A 24,847-nucleotide genomic window follows, 5' to 3' on the forward strand; every position below is an offset into this window, starting at 1 on the left:
ATGACCAGAAGGATCAGGCCGCTTCGCGCGAATGCCCGTCGTCGGCCGCGGCCGCTGCGCGCTGGTAGTAGCTGGCAGAGCGCAGTTCGTCGGTGTCGAAGTCGTCGACGCTGATCGTGTCCATGGTGATCTCGCGCAACTCCTCCAGCTGACGGCGCTCGTCGGCCGACAGCACGCCTTGGCGCACCGCCTCGTCCAGCTGCGAGGCGAAGTCCAGCGCCTCGATGCCCTTGCTCTTGAGCGCCTTCAGGAACTTGCGCTCCACCGGCTCGGCCAGCACCGCCTTGGTCAGATAGCTGGCGATGCGGCCGCCGGGGTTGTTCTCGCACGGGGTCAGGAACACGCCCTGGCCCAGGCGATCACGGGCTTCGTTGGGGGTCATCAGCAGTGCGGCGACGCGGTGGCCCAGGCGGTCGCCCGGCGCCTCGGCACGGCGGCCCCACGGGAAGATCAGTGCCCACATCAACCAGCCGACCGGACGGATCGGGAAGTTGCGCAGCGCCGCCGACAGCGCCAGCTCGATCTTGTGCACGCTGTCGTGGAAGGCCCAGGCCAGCAGCGGCTGATCGGTGGCCGGCGCGCCGTCGTCGTGGTAGCGCTTGAGCATCGCGCTGGTCATGTAGATGTGGCTCAGCACGTCGCCCAGGCGCCCGGACAGCGACTCCTTGAACTTCAGCTTGCCGCCGAGCATCAGCATCGACACGTCGGCCATCAGCGCCAGGTTCGCCGAGTAGCGATCCAGCTTGCGGAAGTAGCGGCGGGTGTAGGCATCGCCCGGCGCGGCGCCGATGCGTGCGGCAGTCAGGCCGAACCACAGCGAACGCACCGCGTTGGAGATGGCGAAGCCGATGTGGCCGAACAGGTTGCGGTCGAACTCGTCGACGCCGGCCTTGTGGTCCGGATTGCCGGCGGCCTTCATCTCCTTCATCACCCACGGATGGCACAGGATCGCGCCCTGGCCGAAGATCAGCAGGCTGCGGGTCATGATGTTGGCGCCTTCCACGGTGATCGCGATCGGCGCGGCCTGCCAGCTGCGGCCGGCGAAGTTGCGCGGGCCGAGGATGATGCCCTTGCCGCCGACCACGTCCATCACGTCGCTGATGACCTCGCGGCTCATCGTGGTGCAGTGGTACTTGGCGATCGCCGACGGCACCGACGGCACGTCGCCGCGGTCCACCGCCGCAGCGGTGGCCTGCGACAGCGCGCTGATCGCATAGGCCTTGCCGCCGATGCGCGCCAGCGCCTCTTCCACGCCTTCGAAGCGGCCGACCGACAGGCCGAACTGCTTGCGGATGCGCGCATACGCACCGGTGACGACCGCGCCGAACTTGGCGCCGCCGCTGGCGGTGGAGGGCAGGGTGATCGAGCGGCCCACGGCCAGGCACTCGTTGAGCATGTTCCAGCCCTTGCCGACCATCTCCACGCCGCCGATCAGCTGGCTCAGCGGGATGAACACCTCGCGGCCATGGATCGGGCCGTTCTGGAACGGCGAGTTCAGCGGGAAGTGGCGGCGGCCGATCTCGACCCCGGGGGTCTCGCGCGGCAGCAGCGCCAGGGTGATGCCGATGTCCTTGGTATCGCCGATGAGGCCGTCCGGGTCGTACATGCGGAACGCCAGGCCGACCAGGGTCGCCACCGGGGCCAGGGTGATGTAGCGCTTGTCGAAGGTCAGCTTGACGCCGAGCACGTTGGCGCCGTTCCACTCGCCCTTGCAGACGATGCCGTAGTCGGGGATCGAGGTGGCGTCGGAGCCGGCGAACGGACCGGTCAGGCCGAAGCAGGGCACTTCCTGGCCCACCGCCAGGCGCGGCAGGTAGTAGTCCTTCTGCTCCTTGGAGCCGTAGTGCAGCAGCAGTTCGCCCGGGCCCAGCGAGTTGGGCACGCCGACGGTGGAACTGACCACGCTCGACACCGAAGCGATCTTCTGGATCACCTTGTGGTGGGCCAGCGCGGAGAAGCCGAGGCCGCCGTATTCCTTCGGAATGATCATGCCGAAGAACTTGTTCTTCTTGATGAAGCTCCACAGCTCCGGCGGCAGGTCGGCGTGGACGTGGGTGATGTCCCAGTCGTTGGTCATCCGGCACAGTTCTTCGACCGGGCCATCGAGGAAGGCCTGCTCTTCGACGGTCAGCTGCGGCTTGGGATAGTTCAGCAGCTTCTGCCAGTCCGGATCGCCGGTGAACAGTTCGCCTTCGAAGCCGACCGAGCCGGTTTCCAGGGCGATGCGCTCGGTCTGCGACAGCGGCGGCAGCACCTTGCGGAACACCTTCAGCATCGGCGCGGTGAGCAGCGGCTTGCGCACGAACGGCAACAGCAGCGGCACCGCGACCACCGCCAGCGCGACGGCCGCGACGATGGTGGCGATGTGGTTGGCGCCGAGCAGCCAGCACGCGACCAGCAGCGTGGCGCTCAACGCGGCCCAGACGGCGAGCCGCATGCGGTGATAGGCGGCGAACGCGCCGGCCAGCAACAACACGAGGAAGGGGGCAATGATGCTCATGGGCGTGCTCCGGGGAGGTACTCGGTGACGGCGGACGATGTGCCGGCGCAGGCCGGTGGCAGGACGTCCAGGTAGTGCAACACAGTGGCGGTAAATGCGGCGTTGTCGTCGCCGGCCAGCATATGCGTGGCCTCGGGCAGATGCGCATGCTGCGCATGCGGCACCAGCGACAGGAATTCTTCGATGGTTTGCGGCGTGACCAGGTCGCTGCGGCCGCCGCTGATCAGCAGCAGCGGACACTGCACGTGCGCGGCGGCCTGCGCGATCGCGCCCTGGTGCTGGTCGCTGTCGCGCGCCAGCTCTTCGACCAGGCGCGGATCCCAGTGCCAGTACCAGCGGCCATCGGCGTGCTGGCGCAGGACGCTGCGCAACGCCTCGGGCGACTTGCGCGCGCGCTGCGGCAGATACGCGGCGATCGCGTCGCCGGCGTCGTCCAGGCTGGCGAAGCCCTGTGGGTGCGCAGTCATGAAGGCGAGGATGCGCTTGACCCCGGCCGGCTGCCAGCGCGGGGTGATATCCACCAGCACCATCGCGCGGAACAGGCCCGGCCAGCGCGACTCGGCGATCAGCCCGAACAGTCCGCCCATCGACGCGGCGACCAGCACCGGCGGTGGCGACATCTCGCCGGCGACCACGATCAGGTCGTCGGTGAACTGCTCGCCGCGATAGGGCAGGTCCGCCGGGTTGCGTGCGGAGTCGCCATGGCCGCGCGCGTCGTAGGCGACGCTGCGGTAGCCATGCGCCTGCAGCGCCGCGGCGGTTGCCGACCACGCGTGCCGGGTCTGGCCGAAGCCATGCGCGAACAGCACCGAGCCGGCCTCGCCGGGACCGGTGACGGTCGCAGCCAGCGCCAGCTCGCCGGCGCCCGAGAGGGTGGCCGAGACGGAATGCGCGACAGTGGCGGAAGCAGAAACCATACGAGATAGTATGGTCGCCCTGTGCGGCATGTCAATACGATGCAGTATGGGCGCGAAAAGCCAATGCTGCCGGGCGTTTGCGCCCGCCATGCGAAGGCCACATACTGCAACCGACGTCCCCGTATGGTTAAATCCACGGATGAATACCGCGCCCGCTCCTTCTTCCGACGACGGCACCGCTTCCGGCGGTGGCCGCAACAACCGGCTCAGTGCCGAAGATTGGGCGCAGGCCGCCCTGGACCTGATCGCCGAACAGGGCGTGAGCGCGGTGGCGGTGGAGCCGCTGGCGCGGCGCCTGGGCGTCACCAAGGGCAGCTTCTACTGGCATTTCCCCTCGCGCGATGCGCTGCTGCAGGCCGCGCTGGAGCGCTGGGAACTGGTCGAGCAGCAACAGGTATTCGGCAGTCTGGAAGAAGTGCCTGATCCGCGCACGCGGCTGCGCGCGCTGTTCCAACTGGTCGCGCACGAGGTCAAGCCGCACGTCATCTACAGCGAGCTGCTGAAGGCGCTCGACCATCCCGCGGTGCGACCGGTGATCGACCGGGTCTCGCAGCGGCGCATGGAGTATCTGATCGCCTCGTTCCGCCAGGCCGGGCTCAGCCGCACCGACGCCCAGCATCGCGCACGCCTGGCCTATGCCGCCTACGTCGGCTTCCTGCAGCTGTCATTGCAACTGCACCAGCCCAAGCAGGCGCGCGAGGACTTCGAGGCCTACGTCGAGCACGTCATCGTGACCTTGATTCCCGGCTGATGACGCAGGTGTCGGCCGCTGCCGAGGCGCTGGAAGCCGTGCAGCGGCACGTGGCCGACGGCGACTACCGCGCGGCCGATGCGTTGTGCGAGCGGGCCCTGGGCGCGGCGCCTGCCGATCTGGCGTTGCGCCGCGCGCATGCGATGCTGCTGATGGACAGCGGCGCGTTCGCGCGCGCCGCCCAGGCCTGGGCGCTGGTGGCCGCCGCCGACCCCAGCGTGGAGGCATGGAGCCGAAGCGCGATCTGCCTGGCCCGGCTCGGCGAGCATGCGCAGGCGCTGCCTGCGTTCGAACACGCCCTGCAGTTGGCTGCCGACGCGTTCCTGGTGCGGTTGTGGTACGCCGAAAGCCTGGATGCGCTGGGGCGCCACGACGACGCGCTGCCGATGTACTTCGCGGCAGTCCGCGCGGCGCAGGCCAAGGGGCGCTGGCTCGATCAGGACACGACCGCGCCCGAATTGCGGGCGCGCGTGGTCGCTGCGATGCGGCGGATCGACCAGGGGCGGCACGCCGTGTTCGCCGCCGCGATCCAGCCATTGCTCGATCGCTTCGGCGATGCCGCGCTGCGCCGGGTGATGGCGGCACTGCGCATCTATCTCGGGCTGCAGCCACGGCCGGCGGACGATGGCCAGCATCCGACCTTCCTGTACATCCCGGAGCTGGACCCGTCGCCCTATCTGCGCGCCGCGCGGTTCCCCTGGTACGACCAATTGCAGGACGCCGCCGCCGGAATCGTCGAAGAGGCGCACCAAGTCCTGGCGTCGCGGCAGTCGGTGCAACCGTTCCTGGATTTCAGCAACGGCGCGTCGCCGCAGGACTATCTCGTCGGCCAGCGGGGCGACGGCGCCTGGGATGCCTATTTCTTCTTCCGGCACGGGCAAGCCTACCCGGAGAACCTGCAGCGCTGCCCGCGCACGGCAGCCGCGTTGGCGCAGGTGCCGCTGACCCGGATCGAGGGGCATGCGCCGGAAGTGTTGTTCTCGATCCTGGCGCCCGGCACCACGATCAAGCCGCATTATGGCGTGACCAACGCGCGCGTCGTGACTCACTTGCCCTTGATCGTGCCGCCGGACTGCGCGCTCGAAGTCGCCGGTATTGCCCATGCCTGGGAGGTCGGTCGCCTGGTGACGTTCAACGACACCTGCCTGCACCAGGCCTGGAACCACAGCGACCAGGTGCGGGTGGTGACGATCCTGGACACCTGGCACCCGGATCTGGACGAGGCCGAGACGCTGGCGCTGCGGCAGCTGGTGGAGACGATCGGCGCGTTCAATCTGCGCGCCGGCGTCTGAGCCGCGCCTGCCGCGGCCTGCGCCCTGCAGTTCGCGGCGACGCTCAGCGCTTGAACATCAGGTAGGTCGACAGGATGTACTTGTCGTTGGACACCGGCGGCTCGCCGACGTGCTGGTACATCCAGTAGGGCGGGAACATCAGCAGCCGGCCGGCGCGGGGCGCGGTTTCCACGTCGAGATCGCAGAAGCGGGTGGTGCCGCCTTCACCGACGTCGTTGAGATACCACAGGAACACCATGTAGCGTTCCGAGACCGCGTCGACGGCGTCGAAGTGCGGCTGGAAGCGATCGACGCCGCCCACCTGGTATTTCTTCAGGATCAGTCGGTCGATGGTCGGTCGGTACGGAATGGGCAGGGTCAGGCCCAGCTCCTGGTTGTAGCGGGCCAGATAGTGTTCGATCCGGTCCAGGAAGAAGCCCAGGAAGGCCGGATCGGCCAGTTTGCCGATGTCCAGTTCGGTCCAGTTGCTCTCGCTCAGCGCGGTGTGCAGCGTGCTGCCGTTGCGCAGGTGATGCGCGCGGGATGCTTCGAATCCTTCGATCAACTGCTGGCAGAACGCGATGGGCAGGGCGTCGTCGTAGGTGCGGATGTAGTCGCTCAGCGCTTTCATGGGGTAGCGGCATCCAGGTCGTAGCCCCAGTGCGCGGCCACCGGCTGCAGGATCGGCAGGGCGTCGCTCAGCCATGGCGCGTAGGGATGCCAGCGACCCACGGCGCGCTGGTTCACCGGCTCCACCACTTGCGCATAGCTGGGGGTGCTGATGTAACCCTTGCGTGCGGCATGCTGCGCGAAATCAGCCAGGAATCCGGCCTGGTCGATGCCCAGGAAGTCGCCGATGCGTTGCACTTGCGTGGGGAAATCGGCCACCGTTTCCTCGTACTTGAGGATCAGCAACTGCGGTTGCAGCAGCGCCTGATGGTGGATCCAGAAGCGCATCGCGTTCACGTAGCTCTTGGCCAGGCGCTCGAGCGTGGAGCACAGCACCATGAAGGCCGGCGAGCGGAAGTTCTGCATGTAGCAGCTCAACAGCACGTCGCAGGGATGGCGCAGTGCGAGGATGATCTTGGCGTCGGGGAACATGCGCATGATCACCGGCAGGCGCAGCATGTTCAGCGGGTTTTTGTCGACCAGTTGCTGGCCCGGGGCCAGGGCCACGACCTTGGCGGCTTCCGCCCAGTACACCTGGCGCATCGCCTCGACCTGGGCGTGGTCCAGCGCGTCCAGGTCGTACGGATAGCGCTTGCCCTGCGCTTCCATCCATTCGATGCAGCGCTGCAGGATCGCGCGCTCGTCCATCGACGCGTAGCGCGGATGCGCATCGAGCATCTGTTCCAGCATGGTGGTGCCCGAGCGGGGGAAGCCGACGATGAATACCGGCGAGGCGTCGCTGTCCGGCGCCGTGGCGTGCGGGTCCACCGCGAACGGGGTCTCCAGCCACAGGCTGGAGATCTGCAGCGGCTCTTCGCCGGAGTGGGCGATGTCCGGCATGGTCTCTGCGGCGAGCTTGAACTGCAGGGCGTGCGCCTTCTCCAGCATGGCCATCGCCGCGGCAGGCTCGCCTTGCTTGTCGTCGATGCCGGCCAGCGCAAAATAGGCGTTGGCCTCGATCTGCACCTGCGGCCGCAGGGCCAATAGTTCGGTGTTGGCGCCGCGTGCAGCGGTGTAGTCCTTGCGGCGCAGCGCCAGCGCCGACTGCAGTTGCAGCAGGTCGATGCGGGTCTGCCGGTCGTCCTGCACGGCGATGGCGCTCGCCTGCTGCCACAGCGTTTCGGCTTCGGGGATGCGATTGGTGCGTTCGTGCAGTTGCGCCAGGCGAATCAGGTTGGAGAGCGACGGCGCCTGGCCGTGCGGGGTCTGCGACAGCAACGCCTCGGCTTCGTCGGTTCTGCCGACCTGGATCAGTGCACCGGCCAGGTCCTCGCGCAGGTCGTCGGGCAGGTGCGGCCACACGGCGGGTGGTGGGAGCAGGGCGGCGGCGCGTTGCGCGTCGCCGCATTCGAAGCAGGCGATGGCGGCGTGGATGCGCGCTTCCGGTTGCGCCGGATCCAGGTCGACCGCGTCGAGCAGGCGGTGTCGCGCGCGCGCGATGTCGCCCATGTCCAGCAACAGCAGGCCATGGTCGACGAGATAGTGATAGGTCTGCGGCGCCAGGGCGAGGGCCTGGCGGTAGGCCTGGTCGGCGTCGGCATGCTCACCCAGGGTGCGCAGCGCCATGCCGAGATTGGCCCAGTGCGCCGACTCGTGCGGCTGTAGACGGGTCAGGGTGCCGTAGTGCGTGGCGGCTCCGGCCACGTCGCCGCTCTGTTGCAGCGCCATTGCCAGCAGCGTGAGCCAGCCGGCGTCGTGCGGCATTGTGGCCAGCGCTTGCCGGCACAGGTCTCCTGCCGCATCGGCTTGGCCTTGTTCGATGAGATGGATCGCGTGTTGCAGCTGTGGTGCGTTCATTCCGGTCTGCCAAAAAAGAGGGCCGCGCGAATGCGTCGCGCGGCCCTCGTCGTCACGTCAGGAGCGGACTGAGCGAACTCAGAAGCTCATGCTGTAGCGAGCCCACAGGTAGCGGCCAACGGTGTCGAAGCTGTTCACGTCCGTGTTGGCGTTCAGCACGTTGTTCTGATACAGCATGGGCGGCTGCTTGTCGAACACGTTGTCCAGGCCCACTTCCACCTTCGAATTGAACCACGGCAGCGCGTAGTTCACGCTGACGCTGTGCAGGAAGTAGGAACCGTAGGGGACCACCACGTTCGGATAGCCGGCGTCGGCGCTGCGGTTCTGCGCCGGATCGGCGCTGCCGACGTCGAACGGACCAACGTAGCGGATGCGCCAGCTGGCGCCGAGGTCGCCCTTCTGCCAGTTCACGAACAGGCGGCCGCGGACACGCGAGTACAGGCCGTAGCTCTTGTTGTACGTGCCAGCCACGTGGGTGACCACGCCCGCCGGATCGTCCGGGTTGGTCTTGTTGTCGTAGCGCGCGATGTAGGTGCCGTCCAGGCCGAAGGTGTAGCTACCCCAGGCGGTGTCGGGCAGACGGTAGCGCAGCGCCAGATCCCAGCCCTTGGTGTCCAGGCGGCCCAGGTTGACGATCGGCTCGCGGATGAAGTTCACCTGGCCATCGGTATAGCGGTTGATGAAGCCGCAGAACGGGCTGTTGTTGTCGCTGTAGCAGATGTCGGCCACGGTCTGCGCATCGGCGCGGTTGATCGTGTCGTTCAGGTACAGGCGCCAGTAGTCCAGGCTGGCCGAGAAGCCCGGCAGCCATTCCGGGTCATAGACCACGCCCCAGTCGAACGACTTGCCCTGTTCCGGCTTCAGGTCGAAGCCCGCAGCGACCGAGCCCGACCACACGCCGGTGGTCTGCGACATGCCGCTCGGGGTGATGCCGGTCGCGCCCGGGATGGCGGTCGCGCCCGCGCCTGCGCCGCACGCCGCTTCATGGTTGCGCGCGGTGCCGGTGCGGCCGTAGCCGATGCAGGGATCGGCGAAGTTCGGCGCATCGCCGCTGGCGCCCGAGTACAGGTTCTCGATCGTCGGCGCGCGGAACACCTCGGCGACCGTGCCGCGCAGCAGCAGGTTCTGGATCGGACGCCATTCCAGCTGGACCTTGCTGTTGGTGGTGTTGCCGAAGGTGTTGTAGTCCGAATAGCGCGAGCCCAGGGTCAGCGCCAGCAGGTGCGCGAACGGGACCTCGGACAGCAGCGGCACGTACAGTTCGGCGTACAGCTCCTTCACGTTGTACTTGCCGCTCAGCGGGGTGCCGCAGGCTTCCTGCGAGATGAAGCAGTTGCCGTTGGCGTTGGCGATGGCGATGTAGTCGACCGCGTTCTTCTGGTACTCCTCGCGCCAGGACACGCCCACCGCCAGCTGCGAGGCGCCGGCCGGCAGCGTGAACAGCTCGCCGTTGGCATTGGCTTCGAAGCTGCGCATCTGGTAGGTGTTGGAGTAGGTCGGACGCGCCTCGTACTTGCCGAGGGTCGCGATCGTCTGCGGGTCGTTGATGTTGAAGATGTTCAACGGGGTGCAGCCGGCGATCACCGCACCGGCGCTGCCGCACTTGACCACGCCGTCGGTGTCGCGGAACGACGGGCCCAGCGCATCGCGCAGGCCGGCGTAGTACACGTAGCCGTAGCTGGTGTTCTCGCGGGTGTAGTGGCCGTAGTTCATGGCCGCGTCCCACTTCCAGGTGCTGTCGCCGACGAAGCCTTCCAGGCCCGCCACGACCTGGTCGGTCACGGTGCTGTAGTAGGAACGGCGCTGGCCGAGCGAGGTGAAGCGGGTCAGCAACTGGTTGTACTGGTTGCCGGCTTCGTCTGCGCCGAAGTTGGTGCCGAACGGGTTGTAGAAGTTGTTGGCGGAGATCACCACCTTGTCGCCACGGGCGTCGAACGGCAGCGGCGCGATCGCGAAGTTGGAGCTGGTCTTGTTGTGGTAGACCTGGGCGAAGGCGTTGATGCTGTCGGTGATCTGATAGTTGGCCAGGAAGAACGCATTGGTGCGCTCCTGCGGCGTCATGATCAGGTTGGTGGCCTGGTAGTTGAACGAGTCGGTCGCACCGGAGTAGCAGCGGTAATCGCCCTGCGAGGCGCCGGTCGCGCCGGGCTTCAGGGTGACGGTGGAGCAGCCGCCGTACTGCGCACGCAGCGCGGTCGGCACGGTGATGCGGCCGCGCGGGTTGCGGCTGGAGCCGAGCACGGTGACCGCGCCGCTGTACAGGTAGGTCGCGTCCTTGGAGTACTTGCGGTCGGCGGAGGAGATGCCGTCGAACTTGTTGTAGTTCAGGCCGACCATGATGTTGCCGCGATCGCCGACCTGACCGAAGGTCAGCGAGCCGCCGCTGCGCGCGCCGTCGCTCAGGTGGGTCGCCTGACCATAGTCGACGCTGACCGCCAGGCCTTCGAAGTCCTTGCGCAGGATGAAGTTGACCACGCCGGCCACGGCATCGGAGCCGTACACGGCCGAGGCGCCGCTGGTCAGCACTTCGATGCGCTCCACGGCGCTGGCGGGGATCGAGTTGACGTCGTTGTTGACGACGCGACGGCCGTTGACCAGCAGCAGGGTGCGCTCGTCGCCGAGGCCGCGCAGGTCGACCGAGGACTTGCCGTCGCCGCCGCCGTTGTTGACGGCCGGGGTGGACGGCGCGCCGGACATCGCCGGCAGTTCCTGCACCAGGTCGCCGAGGGTCAGCTTGCCGGTCTGCTCGATCGCGGCGCGATCGATCACGACCACCGGGCTGGCGGTTTCGGTTTCAACGCGGGCAACGCGCGAGCCGGTGACCTGGATGGTGTCCAGGGTCTTGGACGCATCGTTGGAGGAGCTGTCCTGGGCCGCGGCCGCGCCGGTGCTGAGCAGCGCGGTGGTGCCGGCAGCGAGTGCGAACGCGATCGCATCGCGCAAGCGGTGGGTCTTGCAATTCATTGGCTCTCTCTCCGAAAGGTGTATGTCAGCTGAAGTTCGCCTGCGGAGGCGCCGAAATGCGATGCCAAAAACCGCGGGGTGAGCCGATGTTAACTTTGTCTTCAGAGAAATTAAAGAGTCGTTAATGACACTGCAATTTGAGTGATGTAGATCACGATCTTCTGGGCAATAAAAAAGCCTCCGCGGGGAGGCTTTTTCTTTGCGGAACAACACGTTGCTGCAGGTCGCTAGAGATCCTGCTCGTACCGCACGTAGGGGATGGTCCCCTCTTCGGTGCTGATGTTGTTCGGCGAGAACGGGTTCTTGCCGCGGGTGATGACGTTCTCGGCACCCACGGTGAGCTGGCCGCTCCACGGCGTGCGCCAGGTCAGGCCCACGCCCAGGCCGGTCCACTTGCCGGGCTGGCCGGGGGCGTCGACTACGCGGCCGATGACGTTGGCGCTGAACGAGCCGTAGCCGCCGCCGATGCTCAGGCTCTTGCTGTCCCAACGATCGAGCATGGCCGGGGTGGCGTCGGCGATCGGCACCAGGCGCGCCTTGGCGTAGGTGCCGCCGATCGAGACGAAGCCCTCGCGGCCGATGTTCTGCTGCGCGAAGACGGTCAGGTCGTTCTGCTCCATCCGCATCGACGGCGTCTTGTTGGCGCCGGCCAGCCAGGCGGGAAGGTTCTCGCGGCCGGTGCCGGCCGACAGCGACAGGCGCCCGCCGGGGCGGTTGAAGGTGGTGGTGGCGGCGACGTGGTGGCCGGTGGTGCCGTCGTCGTCGCCCAGGCTGGCCAGCATGCAGTGGCTGGCCAGCCCGCTGATGCTGCTGCCACTGGCGCTGTTGCACAGCAGGCCCAGCGAATCGCCGGAGGACAGGCCGAACGCGGCGTCCAGCGAGTTGCGGCCGAAATGCCAGCGCGCGCCGACCGCCTGTTCGCCGGTGGGCTCCAGGTACAGCAGCGCCTCGACCTTGCCGCTGCCCTTGTTCCAGACCGGCAGCACGGTGCGGTCCTGGCCGCTTGCTGGCTTGCTCTGCGCGTGCACGCCCGTGCTCGCCGCAAGGGCGATCAGCAGGGCAAGCGGTAGGCGCAGGAAGGGTCGCATCAGCAATCTGAGACTTGGGGCGGGCACGAAAGTTCCCGCCGGGCAGGGTGGTCGATGCTAGTGGGTTTATGTTTCTTTAACAAGTCGGACTCCCCGGTCGCGACGCGCATTTCAGCTAGTGCAAGCGCTCCGAGGATGCCGGTTCAGCCTGCGTTACGGCAAACAATACTCCGAATTCCGTCAAGGGGAAGTCATAGTGCCGGCCGCAGAACTCGCAACGGATCTCAACTTGGCCGGTAGCCTCGGCAGCGGCCCGCGCTTCCTCCTCGCCGAGCGAGCGCAGCATCGCCGCCACCCGCTCGCGCGAGCACGAGCAGCCGAAGCGCAGCGGGCGGTCGCCGAGCAGCTCCGGGGTCTCCTCGTGGAACAGCCGGTGCAGCAGGGTTTCGGCCGGCGTGGCCAGCAGTTCGGCCTCGCTGACGGTCTCGAACAGCGCTCCGGCGCGATTCCAGCCATCCTCGTCGCCGGCGTCGCCGGGCAGCTTCTGCAGCAGCAGGCCGGCGGCGTGGCTGCCGTCGGCGGCCAGGATCAGCCGCGTCGGCAACTGCTCGGACTGGCGGAAGTAGTCCTCGAAGGCCTCGTCCAGTTCGGCCGAGGACATCGCCACCAGGCTCTGGTAGCGCTGCGGTTCGCGCGGATCCAGGCCGGGGTTCTCGATGGTGATCGCCAGCAGGGCGTCGTCGCCGAGCGCGCGCAGGTCGCGCGGCGCGTCCTGGCCCTCGCCCAACTGGACGATGCCGCGCAGCGTGCCGGCGGCGGTGCATTCGGCGAACAGGGTGCGCAGCGCGCCCTGGCTGCGCAACTGCACCGACAGGCGCCCGTCGACCTTGGTGTGGCCGGTGAACAGGGCCGCGGCGACGCAGGCCTCGCCCAGCAGTTCGGTGGCCGCGGCGGGGTAGCTGGCCGGCGCGAGGATCTCGCGCCAGGTGTCGTGCAGGCGCACGTGCACGCCGCGCACGCCGGCGCCGGGAAGCAGGAAGCGGGTCAGACGATCGTCGGAAGAATGCATTGCGGCCTCGCTGCGCATGGGAAGATGGCGACCGCACGAACGTGGATCGTCATGGTGGACCAGATCGAAGAAAGCATAGGAATGGGGGCGGGGCGCCGCGATGCAAGTGGCGCCGCATCGCCGCGTCCACGGACCAGGCGCTGGCGCCGCTGGCTGCTGCTGGCGCCGTTGCTGTTCGTGCTGGCGAGCGTGTCGCAGGTGCTGCTGCTGCGCTTCGTCGATCCGCCGTTCTCGGCGATGATGCTGGAGCGCCAGCTCGGCGCCTGGGCCGGCGGCGACTGGTCCTACCGCATCGCCTACGACTGGCGCGATGCCGCGCAGATCGCGCCGAGCCTGCCGATCTCGCTGGTCGCTGCGGAGGACCAGCGCTTTCCCAGCCATCATGGCTTCGACCTGGATGCGATCGAGAAGGCGCGCGACCACAACGCCCGCGGCGGGCGCCTGCGCGGCGCCAGCACGATCAGCCAGCAGGTCGCCAAGAATCTGTTCCTGTGGCAAGGCCGCAGCTGGCTGCGCAAGGGACTGGAGGCCTGGTACACGGTGTTGATCGAGGCGCTGTGGTCGAAGCAGCGCATTCTCGAGGTGTACGCCAACGTCGCCGAGTTCGGCGACGGCGTGTACGGCGCCCAGGCGGCCGCGCGCAGTTTCTGGAACAAGGACGCGGCGCAGCTGACGCCGGCGCAGAGCGCGCTGCTGGCGGCGGTGCTGCCGGCGCCGCAGCGCTACAACGCCACGCGTCCCGGTCCTTACGTGCAGGGCCGCGCCAACTGGATCCAGCGCCAGACCCGGCAACTGGGCGGCCCGGCCTACCTGCAAGCGCCGTAGCTTGAGCCCCTCTCCCCCCGGGAGAGGGGTTGGGGTGAGGGTAGGGCCGCACGTGCCCATTGGGGTTCGGCGGCAGGCGCACCCTCATCCGCTCCTTCGGGGCACCTTCTCCCAGTGGGAGAAGGAACTCAAAGCCCCTCTCCCGCCGGGAGAGGGGTTGGGGTGAGGGTACGGCCGGCACGTGAGCGTGGTGGGGTTCGGCGGCAGACGTACCCTCATCCGCCCCTATGGGGCACCTTCTCCCAGTGGGAGAAGGGAGGAGCTCCCGCTTTTGCCAGGCGACGCGCGCGCCGCTGGTGAACGTGCAGGCCGCTCCGTACCATCCGCCGATGGAATCCGAACGCCTCACCGTCGTCGTCACTGCGTTCAACGAGGCGCAGACCCTGCCGCTGCTGCACCCGCGCATCCTCGCCGCGCTCGGCGCCGTGCCTGGGCTGGAGGGGCGGGTGCTGTACGTGGACGACGGCAGCCGCGATGCCACCTGGGAAACGATCCAGGCGCTGGCCGCGTCCGATCCGCGGGTTGGTGCGCTGCGCCTGTCGCGCAATTTCGGCAAGGAACTGGCGCTGACCGCGGGCCTGGACTGCGTCGATCGCGGCGCGGCGATGCTGCTGGACGCCGATGGACAGGATCCGCCGGAACTGATCGGGCAGTTCGTCGCGCACTGGCGCGCCGGCTACGACGACATCTACGGCACGCGCCTGGTGCGCGAAGGCGAGGGCTGGCTCAAGCGCGGCACCGCGGCGCTGTTCTACCGGGTGATCGGGCGCCTGTCGAAGACGCCGATCCCGGCCGACACCGGCGATTTCCGCCTGCTGTCGCCGCGCGCGCTGGCCGCGCTGCGGCAATTGCGCGAACGCCACCGCTTCATGAAGGGATTGTTCGGCTGGATCGGTTTCCGGCGCCTGGCGGTGCCCTACAAACGTGCGCCGCGGCTGGCCGGGCGCAGCAAGTTCAGCCTGTGGCGGCTGTGGAACTTCGCCCTGGATGGGATCACCGGCTTCTCCACCGCGCCGTTGCGGGTGGCCACTTATCTCGGACTGGCGACCGCGGTCGGCGCCTTCCTGTTCGCGATCTGGGTGGTGGTCAAGGCGGCGCTGTGGGGCGACCCGGTGGCGGGCTGGCCGACGATGATGGCGGTCATCCTGTTCCTGGGCGGCGTGCAACTGATCGCGCTGGGCCTGATCGGCGAATACCTGGGCCGGCTGTACGAGGAATCCAAACAGCGACCGCTGTACCTGGTGGAGACCTGGCGCGCACCGGGCGAAGGAGTATGCTCGGCCGTGCGATCCAGCGAACCGGGAGGCAGCGATGCGCACGGTACGGCAGGTCTTGAGCGAAAAGGGCAATGAGATCCACGCGGTCGCGCCGGACACGGCGGTGATCGAGGCGCTGCGGCTGATGGCCGCAAAGGGTATCGGCGCGGTGCTGGTGATGCAGGACGGATAGCTGTCCGGGATCCTGTCCGAGCGCGACTACGCACGCAAGGTGGTCCTGCAGGACCGCTCCTCGGCGACCACGCCGGTGCGCGACATCATGAGCAGCAAGGTGCACACCGTGGACCCGGCGCAGAGCGTGCAGCAGTGCATGGAACTGATGACCGGGCAACGCATCCGCCACCTGCCGGTGGTGGACGCCGGCCGCGTGATCGGCGTGATCTCGATCGGCGACCTGGTCAAGGCGGTGATCGAGGAACAGCGCGAGGAGCTGGATCAGTTGCAGGAGTACATCAGGAGTTGAGGGGCTGGGAGTCGGGAAAAGAGAATGGGGAATGGGAAAGGCAAGGGCGCGGATCCCGCGTTACGCGTGCGGGCGTGATTCGCTTGGCGACGTCAGACCACGCAATGCGCTCTTGATCTGACGATTCCCGAGTCCCGATTCCCCACTCCCGGCTTCAACGGCCGCACTGAATATCCTTGCCCGGCCCGGTCTCGATGGTCGCCAGCAGGGCGGCCGGCGGGGCGATGCTGCCCAGGGCGACGGCGATGGCGCCGCGCAGGCCCAGGGCTTTGAGGTCGGGGCGGAAGCTGGGGTCCTTGAAGGTGCCGCCGACGCGCAGCGGCGAGCGCAGGGCGAGGATGCTGTGGTCCTTGGGTTGCGCCTTCAGCAGCAGGTCCAGGCGTTCCTGGCTCAGGTCGATGGTGCCGCTGCCGACCAGCAGGGTGTCGGTGCTGTCGAAGGCCAGGCCGCGCGAGGTCATCACCCCGTGCTGCACGCCGAAATCGCCGAACGCGCAGCGCACCGGGATCTCGCGATCCTTGGTCACCAGGTACTTCAGCGATTCGGCGATATCCAGCCCGGCCAGTTCCATCACCAGGTTGCTGATGCGGCCCTTGCCCATGCCGACGGCGACGCTGCCGTCGGCGCTGCCGAGCATCTGCGCGATCGAGTTGCCGCTGCCGGCCAGCGCGATCTCGCCGCCGATCGCGCCCGCCGCTTCCTTGGCCAGTTTGCCGTCGGGGAACAGCTTGCCCAGCTGCACACCGCGGATCGACACCTGCGCGCGGGTGAACAGCGTGGGCTTGCGCGCGTCCATGCGGATGTCCGAGCGCAGGTCGCCACCGGCCACGCCGAAGTTCAGTGGTTGCAGGAGCAGCACGCCGTCATTGAGCTTCAGGTGCGCATCCATGTCGTCCAGCGGCAGCGACGGCGCATTGATGCGTTGCGCTTTCCAGCGCACGTCGGCATCCATCGCGCGCAGCTTGCCGAGGTCGTAGGGCGTGGACGGCAGCACTTTGTCGGTGGCGGCCAGCTTGGCCGCCTGCGCCTTCTGCTCGGCGTTGGCGGTCTCGCCGGCGCCGGTGCGCGGCGGCGCGCCGACGAAGCCGGCCAGGTCGTCGAAATCCAGCCGCTGCGAACGCAGGTCGGCGCGCAGGAACGGGCGTTGTCCGGCGGTATCGATCTGCACGGTGCCGGCCAGGTCGCTGTCGCCGGCACGGCCGCGGAAGTCCTGGTAGCGCCAGCGATCGCCGTCGCGCTGCAGGCGCCCATCCAGTTGGTAGGGCGGGGTGGAGGGAATGGCGATGCCCAGCAGCGGATACAGGTGCGCCATGTCGGTGCCGGCCAGTTGCAGTTGCAGGTCGAACACACGTAACTGGAACGGGTTGGTCAAGGTGCCGCGCATGTGCGCGCGGGTGCTGCCGGCGCTACCGCGCAGGTCGACGCGGAAGGGGTGGTCGCTCTCGCTCAGTTCCAGCGGCGAGGCGGTATTGCCCTTGAGGGTGAAGGGATTGCCGCGCCAGCGGCCATCGCCGCTGACCGCGATCGGCGGTGCGGCATCGCCGTGGCGACGTTGCCCGACCTGGCTGTCGACGGCGATGTCGATCTCGGTGCGCCCGACCGGATCCTGGAAACGCAGGTGTCCTTGCTGCACCAGCAAGGCGCCCAGGACCACCGGCTTGCCGCCGTCGTCGGACTGGCCGAACGCCCAGTTGCCGGGTTGCCCGGCCGGGCCGGTCTCCAGCAGCAGGTCGGGCTTGGTCAGGCGGATCTCGGGGATGCGCACGCGGCCGCGCAGCAGCGGCCACAGCGCGATATCCAGTTCGGCGCGGTCGGCGCTTGCCATCTGCGGCTGCTTCGACCAGTCGGCGTTGGCGAAGCGCAGGCGATCGCCGCGCACGGTGATGATGCGGCCCAGGCCCACGTCGAGATTGCCGTCGATATGGAAGGCGCGCCCGGTGCGTGCCTGCACCGCGCGTTCCACCGGCGCCTTGAACCAGTTCCAGTCGAAGATCAGGATGATGACGAGCAGGAGCAGCACCAGCGCGCCGAGCACGAACGGCCAACGCCGCAGGCGGCCGTCGTTGCGCCGCCAGGGCCAGGAGCGGCGGCGTGCGCCGGATGCGGAAACGGGGTCGCGAGCCATGCGGCCATCCTAGGCGGCTGCTGTGCACGGGGTGCGAAAGCGGGAGGGATGGCGGGCCCGATGGGCGTTGTCCGCGTCCACAGCGGGGATGCATGATGCCTGTGGGCTGCCTGCGGGATCAGACCCTGCCGCTTACGGGAAGAGCCGGCGATCGCTGACGGCGATTCCAAGGTGCTCGATGGTGAAGGTGGCTTTCTGGCCGCCTACAGCATCGCAGTGCATCACCCTTGGTCCCGGTCAATCAGCGTTCGTCGGTGTATTTGACAGTGGGGTGCGTGTGAGAGAGTCGGCCAAGCGCTTCGGCAGGTTTGCACCCGCCGTCGCTGCATTTTGTCTCGTGTCGTCGGTGAGTAGTGCGTTTCAAGGGGATGTGGATCCGGCGCAGGTTGTGCGCATCGACGTCAGGAACGTCGATCGGATTGAAGTTGGCATTCTGGCTCCGAGCGGAAGATTCCTTGTTCTGATGAACAGCGAGACCCAGTGCCAGGGCGTTTCGGCAACCGGTGGGCGCGTGGTTGTCACGCCAGCCGCAGCGGCCGGGATGTACTGGGATTCGGAAGGCAAGGAGCACGTGGTCGCCGCATTCTCGGAGATTGGAACCTTCACGATCTATGTCTCCGACAACCTAGAAACCGAACAGGATGGGGCGTTCGCGACGAAGCAGCGCTATGTCAACCAGCATCCATCGCACATGGTCGTCTCTGCTGGAGCGTGTCAGAAGCGCAAGAGCTGATCGGCGTTGCTGCAGAGCGAACGCCATGCGCTCGACATTCCAAGCGAGTGCATGAATAGGCGTTGCGATCGCAGAGCGGTCCGCCATGCCGCCCGGGGAGGGCGGGTGTTCGGGACGCCGGCGAACGGCCGATGGTCCGCCTACAGCACCTGGCCGGTCACCGCCACGAAGTGGCAGACACTGCCGGCGAGGACGAACAGATGCCAGATGGCGTGGAAGTAGCGCACGGTGTCGCGCTGGTAGAAATACGTGCCCAGGGTGTAGAACAGGCCGCCGGCCAGCAGCCAGCCCAGGGTCCAGGCGTCGATGGAGCGCAGCAGCGGTTCGATCGCCACCACGATCAGCCAGCCCATGGCGATGTACAGGATGGTCGACAACAGGCGGAAGCGGCCGGTGAAGAACAGCTTGAAGATCACTCCGGCCACGGCGATGGTCCAGATCGCCGCGAACAGGCCCCAGCCCCACGGGCCGCGCAGGCCGATCAGGGTGAACGGGGTGTAGGTGCCGGCGATCAGCAGGTAGATCGCGCAGTGGTCGAAGATCTGCAGGCGCGCCTTGGCGCCGGGATGCGGGATGGCGTGGTACAGCGTCGAGGCCACGTAGAGCAGCAGCAAGGTGACGCTGAACACGATCGCGGTGGCGAGCTGCCAGCCGTCGCCGTAGATCGCGGCGAGGGTGATCAGCACCGAACCGCCGGCCAGCGCGGCGATGGCGCCGAGGCCGTGGGTCAGGGCGCTGGCCAGTTCGTCGCGCCAGTCCGTGGAAGGCGGCGCGTCGGCGTTCGAGTAGGCGGGCGACCGGTCTGCATCCATGGGTCCGCACGGTAGCGCAATTGCGAGCGGTTCGCATCCGCTGCGGCGCAGCATTGCGACGCCGGTTGGGCGTGCGCTCAGCCGGCGCACGCCCGCGGTCACATGACGGTCATTCCACCGCCACGCTGTGGGCGTGTTCGCGGGTGGCGGCGAAGCGCACGTCCGGCGCGCGTTCCTGCGCCAGTTGCAGGTTGACCCGGGTCGGCGCCAGGTAGACCAGTTCGCCGGCGGCGTCGATGCCCAGGTTCATCGCGTTCTTCTCGCGGAACTCTTCCAGCTTCTTGGGGTTGTCGCAATGCACCCAGCGCGCGGTGACCACGCCCACCGGTTCGAAGCTGGCGTCCACCCCGTACTCGTCCTTCAGCCGGTAGGCGACCACGTCGAACTGCAGCGTGCCGACCGCGCCCAGGATCAGGTCGTTGCTCATCAGCGGGCGGAAGAACTGGGTGGCGCCTTCCTCGGACAGCTGCGCCAGGCCCTTCTGCAACTGCTTGAGCTTGAGCGGGTCGCGCAGGCGCGCGCGGCGGAACAGTTCCGGGGCGAAGTTGGGGATGCCGGTGAACGACAGCGATTCGCCCTCGGTGAAGGTGTCGCCGATGGAGATGGTGCCGTGGTTGTGGATGCCGATGACGTCGCCTGGGTAGGCCTCGGCGGCGATCTCGCGATCGCTGGCCATGAAGGTCAGCGCGTTGGCCAGCTTGACCTCCTTGCCGGTGCGCACGTGCAGGGTCTTCATGCCGGCGGCGAAGCGGCCGGAGCAGATGCGCATGAAGGCGACGCGGTCGCGGTGCTGCGGATCCATGTTGGCCTGGATCTTGAACACGAAGCCGGTGAGCTTGTCCTCGCCGGCCTGCACCTGGCGGCCGGTGGTGGCGCGCGGCTGCGGCGGCGGCGCGTGCTCGGCGAAGAAGTCCAGCAGCGGCTGCACGCCGAAGTTGTTGACGCCGGAGCCGAAGAACACCGGGGTCTGCTTGCCGGCGCGGTAGGCGTCCAGGTCGAAGGCGTGGCTGGCGCCCTGCACCAGTTCCAGTTCCTCGCGCAGTTCGGCCAGCATCTGTTCGCCGATCTTCTCGGCCAGGCCGGGCGCGTCCAGCGACGGGAAGATGGTCGAGTCCTGGCGGGTGAAGTTGCGGCCGGGCTCGTACAGGTGCACTTCGCCGGTCACCAGGTGCACCACGCCCTTCAGGCGCTGGCCCATGCCGATCGGCCAGGTCACCGGCGCGCACTCGATGCCCAGCACCGTCTCCACCTCGTCGAGCAGGTCGATCGGATCCTTGCCCTCGCGGTCGAGCTTGTTGATGAAGGTCATGATCGGCGTGTCGCGCAGCCGGCACACCTCCATCAGCTTGATGGTGCGCTCTTCCACGCCCTTGGCCACGTCGATCACCATCAGCGCCGAGTCCACCGCGGTGAGCACACGGTAGGTGTCCTCGCCGAAGTCGGCGTGGCCGGGGGTGTCGAGCAGGTTGATGATCTTGCCTTCGTACGGGAACTGCATCACCGACGAGGTCACCGAGATGCCGCGCTCCTTTTCCAGCGCCATCCAGTCCGAGGTGGCGTGGCGCGCGGCCTTGCGGCCCTTCACCGAGCCGGCCATCTGGATCGCCCCGCCGAACAGCAGCAGCTTTTCGGTCAGCGTGGTCTTGCCGGCGTCGGGGTGGGAAATGATGGCGAAGGTGCGGCGGCGCGCAGCTTCGGTGGCGACTTCGGACATGGGCGGCACGCCCGCAAGGGGCGTCATCGGCAACGGAGGAAGCCGCCGATTATAGCGGGCTTCCCGCAAGGCCCGTTCAGTTCAGCAGCCAGGGATGCGGGCGCCTGCTGGACTGGCGCGCCACCAGGTTGTAGACGATGACCATGCCGAGCAGCAGCAGGCTCCAGGCCGGCGCCAGCCAGTGCGGTGCCACCGCGCCGGGCAGGCCGACCTGGCCGATGCTGATGGCGGCCAGGACCGTCAGGAGGAATTGCGCCATGCTCAGCGCCAAGCCGCCGCGAGGCCAGCGCATGCACACCAGGAGCAGCGTGCTGGCTGTCAGGGTTGCGGTTAGGGTGATCGACACAACGAGCGGGTAGTAAGCCGATGGTGCGTGCTTCACCACCCCGAGCAGGCAGGACAGGCCCAGCCAGGGCAGCGCTGCGGCGAGTGCGCGTTTCAGGATGACCTGGTTGAACAGCTTGCCGGCCTGTCCGGGCGCGCCCAGGCCCGGCAACAGCGCGCTTTCCATCAGTCCCTGGTTGCCGTGTTTGCGCCACAGCCATAGCCGCTGCAGGAACTTCACGCTGGACATGTTGGCCATGACGTTGGCCAGGATCAGGGGCATCGCTGGCGAGCGCGAATGCAGCAGCAGCGGTGTCCACAGCAGCAGGACCAGGGCCGGCATGGCCACCGTGGCCAACGCCGTGCCGACGGCGTTGCCAGGCGCGAAGCCGGGGCCGAGGGCATAGCGCATGGCGCGCTCCGGTTGATGGCGCAGCTCGGTGGGAAAGGCGGGACGCGCGATGCCCTGAATCCACCCCAGACGCCCGCTCTGCGATTCGACGGCCTGCTTGGTGGTGCCGTCGCCGGGCTGGCGTTGCTGCAGGCCGATCCACATCGGGCGCGACCATGCCGACAGCGCATCGGCGGGGCGACCGCGCAAATGCCGGTACGACCACAGGCTGATCAGCGCGCAGGCGAGCGCAGCGAGCAGCATGCTGGCGCGTGGATGCAGGGTCAGCGGCACGAAGCTGCCCTCGGGCAAAAAGCCGCCCAGCGTCCCCGGCAAGATGCCGATCAAGGGGGCGCACCAGGCCGGCAGGGTGGCGACCAACATGCCGAAGCTTGCGCTGAGCAGCAGGATGGAGAGCGAGAGAACGGGATCGACACCGCGCACGGCGAACAGCAGCGTCGGCAGCAGCACCGTCAAGGCCAGTGCGGCACCGAACAGAGTGACGAAGCGCGCTGCCATGGACGGCAGACGGAGTTGGCGCCCTTGTTCGAGCAGACTCAGCAAACGAGCGCCGAGCAGCATCCAGACGAACATCGCCATGATCGCCGTGAGGATCGGTGGCAGCAGGTTGGCGGCTTTTTGAGGCAGCCAGGTGCAGGCGAAGGCGGCGGCGAGGGCTGGCGGATACAGCCATCCGGTCACGCCCGATGCGCGGCAGACCAAGCGCAGATCTGCAGGAAGACGATTCATCCGACCACCTCGATGAACAGGTCTTCCAGGCCCAGCCGGTCGATGCGGATGCCGGGGACGGTCAATAGCGCGGACGGCAGCTCGGTGGCATGCAGCACCACCACGACACCGCCGTCGGCGGCGTGGCGGCGCGCCAGTTCGCCGCGCAACGGCGCGTCCAGCGTCGCGGCTGCCGACGCCGGGATGCCGATGCGCAGGACCCGGTCCTTGAGCTCGTCCAGCGGCTGGTCCAGCAGCAGCCGGCCCTGGTTGAGGAAGGCCACGCGCGAGGCCACGCGTTCCAGGTCGCTGACGATGTGGCTGGAGAACAACACGGTGGTGCCGGCGTCGCAGGTTTCGGTGACGATCTCGCGCATCAGGTCGCGACGCGCGACCGGATCCAGCGCCGAGGCGGGTTCGTCCAGCACCAGCAGCGCCGGCCTTGCGGCCAGTGCACGGACCAGGGCCAGACGCTGGGCCTGGCCGGGCGAGAGCTTGCCGATGCTCTGGGTGCGGTCCAGTTCCCAGCGGCGCAGCAGCGTGTCCGCGCGCTGCGCGTCCCAGTGCGGATAGAGCTGCGCGGCGAAGGCCAACAATTCCTCCACGCGCATCCAGCCGAAGGCCTGCGGCTGCTGCGGCACGAAGCCCAACTGCGCCTTGCGGGCATCGTCCAAGTGCAGCGCCGGGCCGCCGAATACCCGCGCCTGGCCGCGCTGCGGCTGCAGCAGGCCCAGCAGGCAGGCCAGCAGGGTGCTCTTGCCGGCGCCATTGCGGCCGATCAGGCCGACCACCTCGCCGCGCGCCACCTGCAGGTCCACGCCCTGCAGCACGGCGCGGGCGCCGAAGGCCAGGTGCAGGTCGTGCGCCGCCAGCGGCAGGTCCATGTCCAGGTCGGTCTGGATTGCGCTCTGCAGTACCACGCTATTCATCGCCAGGTTCTCCAAACAACTGTTCAAGACGTTCGATCACGGGAGGCGACGGCAGGCCCAGTTCGCGGCAATGCCGGACCAGTTCCTGCAGGCGCGGCTCGATCAGCTCCAGGCGCTGCCCTTGCCGCTGCGGTGCGGCGGCGGTCGCGGCCACCGCCATGCCGCGGCCGCGCAGGCGTTCCAGCACGCCCTCGGCCTCGAGCTGGCTGTAGGCGCGCGACACCGTCATCGGGTTCACTGCGTGGGCGGCGGCGACCTCGCGAACCGAGGGCAGGCCATCGCCTGGGCGCAATTGCCCGGCGGCGACCAGGCGGCGGATCTGCTCGGCGATCTGCCGGTAGATCGGCTCGGGGGCGCTGGGTTGGACGTGGAGGTGGGTTGCATCCATGTGTATTAATACATCAATACACTTGGCGGATGTCAATGCGTTTGCCGACGAACGGTAGGCGGCGCGCTCAGGGTGGGGTGGGGTGGGCGAAGCGCAGTTCGCCGAGTGGGCCGGTCATCCGGAACGGCACCGATTCCAGGCGCAGGCCGCGGTTGAGCTGGAGGGCGAAATGCAGGTGCGGGCCGCTGCTCAGGCCCGTATTCCCGGACAGGCCCAGGCGCTCGCCGCGCCGCACCGCCTGGCCGACCCGCACCTGCACGCCGCCGGCGGCCAGGTGCGCGTAGATCGCCATGCTGCCGTCGGCGTGCAGGACCCGCACCAGGTTGGCGGCCTGGCCCAGGCGCGGGTCGGTGCCGGACTCGCGGAAGTCGTCGCGCACCTCCATCACCACGCCCTCGCGTGCGGCCAGCACCGGCGTGCCTTCGGGCAGGGCGAAGTCCAGCGCATAGGCGTTGGCGGGATCGCGATGGCTGAAGGCGCCGCCGAAGCCTTGGTCGATGCGCACCGGGCGATCGGCGAAAGGCAGGGCGTACAGCGCCGCGTCGGCATGGGCGCGCGGCGAACCTGGCACCGCCTCGATGCGCAGCCGGGCGCCGTCGCCGCCCGTCTCGGCGAGGTCACCGGGTGGATACAGGCGCGCGACCACGCGGCGCTCGCCGGCGGCCAGCTCCGTGGTCAACGGCAGCGCGGGGATGGCGGTGAAGCCGGCGCTGTCGCCGAACAGGCGGATCTGCACCGCGCCGCCGAGCGGATTGCCCAGCACCACCTCGCGCAGGCCGTTGTCGCGGGCCTGCACCTCCAGCCATGCCGGGGGCGGTGGCGGCACGGGTCGCGGTGCATTCCAGCGCAGCAGCGGCTGCGCGGGCGCGCCGGTCGCTGCCGCCAGCGACAGGACCACGGCAAGCCAGCGGCGGGGGCGGCGTCGGCGCACGAGCAGGGGCAGCGATGGGGGAAGCGGAGTATGGCCGAGGCCAGGGATCGAAAAATCATATCGCTTCATCCGAATAAAGAGATTGACATTGCCGAAAATCGCTGGCATCGTGGCTCCACCATCGAGACCGGCGGAGGGACAGGCCCTTTGATGCCGGGGCAGCCAGCGGACGCGCAAGCGTTCGTGTAGGTGCCAAATCCTGCGGGGACCACCGCGTCCGCCGAAAGATGGTTCGATCCA

At 68.2% G+C, this 24,847-nt stretch carries 19 protein-coding genes, 1 pseudogene and 1 riboswitch; of the genes and pseudogenes, 6 read left to right on the top strand and 14 right to left on the bottom strand.

What is annotated here, in order from left to right; translation table 11 throughout:
* Positions 1–13: 13 nt before the first annotated feature.
* Together J7357_RS00470 and J7357_RS00475 are read right to left on the bottom strand one after the other, a co-directional pair.
* Complete coding sequence (locus tag J7357_RS00470) at positions 14–2,500, bottom strand: acyl-CoA dehydrogenase (protein ID WP_209244181.1); 2,487 nt, start codon at positions 2,498–2,500, stop codon at positions 14–16.
* Positions 2,497–3,417: an alpha/beta fold hydrolase gene (locus tag J7357_RS00475; protein WP_209244182.1), complete on the bottom strand. Its 921-nt coding sequence runs from the start codon at positions 3,415–3,417 to the stop codon at positions 2,497–2,499. The genes J7357_RS00470 and J7357_RS00475 overlap by 4 nt, the downstream gene beginning before the upstream one ends.
* Positions 3,418–3,556: 139 nt before the next feature.
* Between J7357_RS00475 and J7357_RS00480 the strand changes: the two genes are divergently transcribed.
* Together J7357_RS00480 and J7357_RS00485 are read left to right on the top strand one after the other, a co-directional pair.
* Complete coding sequence (locus tag J7357_RS00480) at positions 3,557–4,168, top strand: TetR/AcrR family transcriptional regulator (protein WP_160946443.1); 612 nt, start codon at positions 3,557–3,559, stop codon at positions 4,166–4,168.
* Entirely contained in the window at positions 4,168–5,460 is a 1,293-nt protein-coding gene (locus tag J7357_RS00485; protein WP_209244183.1) for an aspartyl/asparaginyl beta-hydroxylase domain-containing protein, read from the top strand. Before J7357_RS00480 ends, J7357_RS00485 begins: the two co-directional genes overlap by 1 nt.
* A gap of 43 nt (positions 5,461–5,503) precedes the next feature.
* Here J7357_RS00485 and J7357_RS00490 read toward each other — a convergent pair whose 3' ends face one another.
* The 5 genes from J7357_RS00490 to J7357_RS00510 all read right to left on the bottom strand — a co-directional run bounded on the left by J7357_RS00490 (position 5,504) and on the right by J7357_RS00510 (position 12,966).
* Entirely contained in the window at positions 5,504–6,070 is a 567-nt protein-coding gene (locus J7357_RS00490; RefSeq protein ID WP_209244184.1) for a 2OG-Fe(II) oxygenase, read from the bottom strand.
* Positions 6,067–7,905, bottom strand: coding sequence for a tetratricopeptide repeat-containing sulfotransferase family protein (locus tag J7357_RS00495; RefSeq protein WP_209244185.1), 1,839 nt, complete (start codon positions 7,903–7,905; stop codon positions 6,067–6,069). Before J7357_RS00495 ends, J7357_RS00490 begins: the two co-directional genes overlap by 4 nt.
* Positions 7,906–7,983: 78 nt before the next feature.
* Positions 7,984–10,869 (bottom strand): TonB-dependent receptor, encoded by a 2,886-nt coding sequence (locus J7357_RS00500; RefSeq protein ID WP_209244186.1) that lies wholly within the window; start codon positions 10,867–10,869, stop codon positions 7,984–7,986.
* Positions 10,870–11,096: 227 nt separating this feature from the next.
* Positions 11,097–11,957 (bottom strand): hypothetical protein, encoded by an 861-nt coding sequence (locus J7357_RS00505; protein ID WP_209244187.1) that lies wholly within the window; start codon positions 11,955–11,957, stop codon positions 11,097–11,099.
* A 115-nt stretch (positions 11,958–12,072) separates the two neighbouring features.
* Positions 12,073–12,966 (bottom strand): Hsp33 family molecular chaperone HslO, encoded by an 894-nt coding sequence (locus J7357_RS00510; protein ID WP_209244188.1) that lies wholly within the window; start codon positions 12,964–12,966, stop codon positions 12,073–12,075.
* Positions 12,967–13,047: 81 nt separating this feature from the next.
* On the opposite strand from J7357_RS00510, the gene mtgA reads away from it, so the two are divergent.
* From mtgA to J7357_RS00525, 3 genes and pseudogenes are all read left to right on the top strand, one after another.
* Positions 13,048–13,791, top strand: a complete 744-nt coding sequence (mtgA, locus tag J7357_RS00515) for a monofunctional biosynthetic peptidoglycan transglycosylase (RefSeq protein WP_209244858.1) — start codon at positions 13,048–13,050, stop codon at positions 13,789–13,791.
* Positions 13,792–14,120: 329 nt separating this feature from the next.
* Positions 14,121–15,143 (top strand): glycosyltransferase family 2 protein, encoded by a 1,023-nt coding sequence (locus J7357_RS00520; protein ID WP_209244189.1) that lies wholly within the window; start codon positions 14,121–14,123, stop codon positions 15,141–15,143.
* A pseudogene (locus J7357_RS00525) lies at positions 15,103–15,531 on the top strand (CBS domain-containing protein). Before J7357_RS00520 ends, J7357_RS00525 begins: the two are co-directional and overlap by 41 nt.
* A gap of 154 nt (positions 15,532–15,685) precedes the next feature.
* Here J7357_RS00525 and J7357_RS00530 read toward each other — a convergent pair.
* Positions 15,686–17,656: an AsmA family protein gene (locus tag J7357_RS00530; RefSeq protein WP_209244190.1), complete on the bottom strand. Its 1,971-nt coding sequence runs from the start codon at positions 17,654–17,656 to the stop codon at positions 15,686–15,688.
* A 181-nt stretch (positions 17,657–17,837) separates the two neighbouring features.
* On the opposite strand from J7357_RS00530, the gene J7357_RS00535 reads away from it, so the two are divergent.
* The gene (locus J7357_RS00535) at positions 17,838–18,389 is read left to right on the top strand and encodes a hypothetical protein (protein ID WP_209244191.1); all 552 of its coding nucleotides are present in this window, start codon (positions 17,838–17,840) and stop codon (positions 18,387–18,389) included.
* 140 nt (positions 18,390–18,529) lie between these two features.
* Here J7357_RS00535 and J7357_RS00540 read toward each other — a convergent pair whose 3' ends face one another.
* The 6 genes from J7357_RS00540 to J7357_RS00565 form a co-directional block, all read right to left on the bottom strand.
* Positions 18,530–19,201, bottom strand: a complete 672-nt coding sequence (locus J7357_RS00540; RefSeq protein ID WP_160959903.1) for a hemolysin III family protein — start codon at positions 19,199–19,201, stop codon at positions 18,530–18,532.
* Between the two features lie 109 nt (positions 19,202–19,310).
* Positions 19,311–20,915 (bottom strand): peptide chain release factor 3, encoded by a 1,605-nt coding sequence (locus J7357_RS00545; RefSeq protein WP_017910485.1) that lies wholly within the window; start codon positions 20,913–20,915, stop codon positions 19,311–19,313.
* 76 nt (positions 20,916–20,991) lie between these two features.
* Positions 20,992–22,380 (bottom strand): hypothetical protein, encoded by a 1,389-nt coding sequence (locus tag J7357_RS00550; protein WP_209244192.1) that lies wholly within the window; start codon positions 22,378–22,380, stop codon positions 20,992–20,994.
* Complete coding sequence (locus J7357_RS00555) at positions 22,377–23,288, bottom strand: ABC transporter ATP-binding protein (protein ID WP_209244193.1); 912 nt, start codon at positions 23,286–23,288, stop codon at positions 22,377–22,379. Before J7357_RS00555 ends, J7357_RS00550 begins: the two co-directional genes overlap by 4 nt.
* Positions 23,281–23,676 carry a GntR family transcriptional regulator gene (locus J7357_RS00560; protein ID WP_209229600.1) on the bottom strand — a complete coding sequence of 132 codons (396 nt, stop codon included), beginning with the start codon at positions 23,674–23,676 and terminating at the stop codon, positions 23,281–23,283. The genes J7357_RS00555 and J7357_RS00560 overlap by 8 nt, the downstream gene beginning before the upstream one ends.
* 67 nt (positions 23,677–23,743) lie before the next feature.
* Complete coding sequence (locus J7357_RS00565; protein WP_209244194.1) at positions 23,744–24,574, bottom strand: M23 family metallopeptidase; 831 nt, start codon at positions 24,572–24,574, stop codon at positions 23,744–23,746.
* Between the two features lie 148 nt (positions 24,575–24,722).
* Positions 24,723–24,841: riboswitch (SAM riboswitch) on the top strand.
* Positions 24,842–24,847: the final 6 nt, after the last annotated feature.

Origin of the sequence: Xanthomonas sp. D-109 (assembly GCF_017746095.1) — a bacterium.
GTDB classification, from domain to species: Bacteria; Pseudomonadota; Gammaproteobacteria; order Xanthomonadales; family Xanthomonadaceae; genus Xanthomonas_A; species Xanthomonas_A sacchari.

What these genes read in the sequence shown, in the direction of transcription:
- J7357_RS00480 (WP_160946443.1), top strand. Translation starts at nt 3,557, where the DNA reads ATGAATACCGCGCCCGCTCCTTCTTCCGACGACGGCACCGCTTCCGGC.
- J7357_RS00470 (WP_209244181.1), bottom strand. Translation starts at nt 2,500, where the DNA reads ATGAGCATCATTGCCCCCTTCCTCGTGTTGTTGCTGGCCGGCGCGTTC.
- J7357_RS00530 (WP_209244190.1), bottom strand. Translation starts at nt 17,656, where the DNA reads ATGGCTCGCGACCCCGTTTCCGCATCCGGCGCACGCCGCCGCTCCTGG.
- J7357_RS00500 (WP_209244186.1), bottom strand. Translation starts at nt 10,869, where the DNA reads ATGAATTGCAAGACCCACCGCTTGCGCGATGCGATCGCGTTCGCACTC.
- J7357_RS00540 (WP_160959903.1), bottom strand. Translation starts at nt 19,201, where the DNA reads ATGGATGCAGACCGGTCGCCCGCCTACTCGAACGCCGACGCGCCGCCT.
- J7357_RS00560 (WP_209229600.1), bottom strand. Translation starts at nt 23,676, where the DNA reads ATGGATGCAACCCACCTCCACGTCCAACCCAGCGCCCCCGAGCCGATC.
- J7357_RS00520 (WP_209244189.1), top strand. Translation starts at nt 14,121, where the DNA reads ATGGAATCCGAACGCCTCACCGTCGTCGTCACTGCGTTCAACGAGGCG.
- mtgA (WP_209244858.1), top strand. Translation starts at nt 13,048, where the DNA reads ATGGGGGCGGGGCGCCGCGATGCAAGTGGCGCCGCATCGCCGCGTCCA.
- J7357_RS00505 (WP_209244187.1), bottom strand. Translation starts at nt 11,957, where the DNA reads ATGCGACCCTTCCTGCGCCTACCGCTTGCCCTGCTGATCGCCCTTGCG.
- J7357_RS00510 (WP_209244188.1), bottom strand. Translation starts at nt 12,966, where the DNA reads ATGCATTCTTCCGACGATCGTCTGACCCGCTTCCTGCTTCCCGGCGCC.
- J7357_RS00490 (WP_209244184.1), bottom strand. Translation starts at nt 6,070, where the DNA reads ATGAAAGCGCTGAGCGACTACATCCGCACCTACGACGACGCCCTGCCC.
- J7357_RS00485 (WP_209244183.1), top strand. Translation starts at nt 4,168, where the DNA reads ATGACGCAGGTGTCGGCCGCTGCCGAGGCGCTGGAAGCCGTGCAGCGG.
- J7357_RS00495 (WP_209244185.1), bottom strand. Translation starts at nt 7,905, where the DNA reads ATGAACGCACCACAGCTGCAACACGCGATCCATCTCATCGAACAAGGC.
- J7357_RS00555 (WP_209244193.1), bottom strand. Translation starts at nt 23,288, where the DNA reads ATGAATAGCGTGGTACTGCAGAGCGCAATCCAGACCGACCTGGACATG.
- J7357_RS00545 (WP_017910485.1), bottom strand. Translation starts at nt 20,915, where the DNA reads ATGTCCGAAGTCGCCACCGAAGCTGCGCGCCGCCGCACCTTCGCCATC.
- J7357_RS00550 (WP_209244192.1), bottom strand. Translation starts at nt 22,380, where the DNA reads ATGAATCGTCTTCCTGCAGATCTGCGCTTGGTCTGCCGCGCATCGGGC.
- J7357_RS00475 (WP_209244182.1), bottom strand. Translation starts at nt 3,417, where the DNA reads ATGGTTTCTGCTTCCGCCACTGTCGCGCATTCCGTCTCGGCCACCCTC.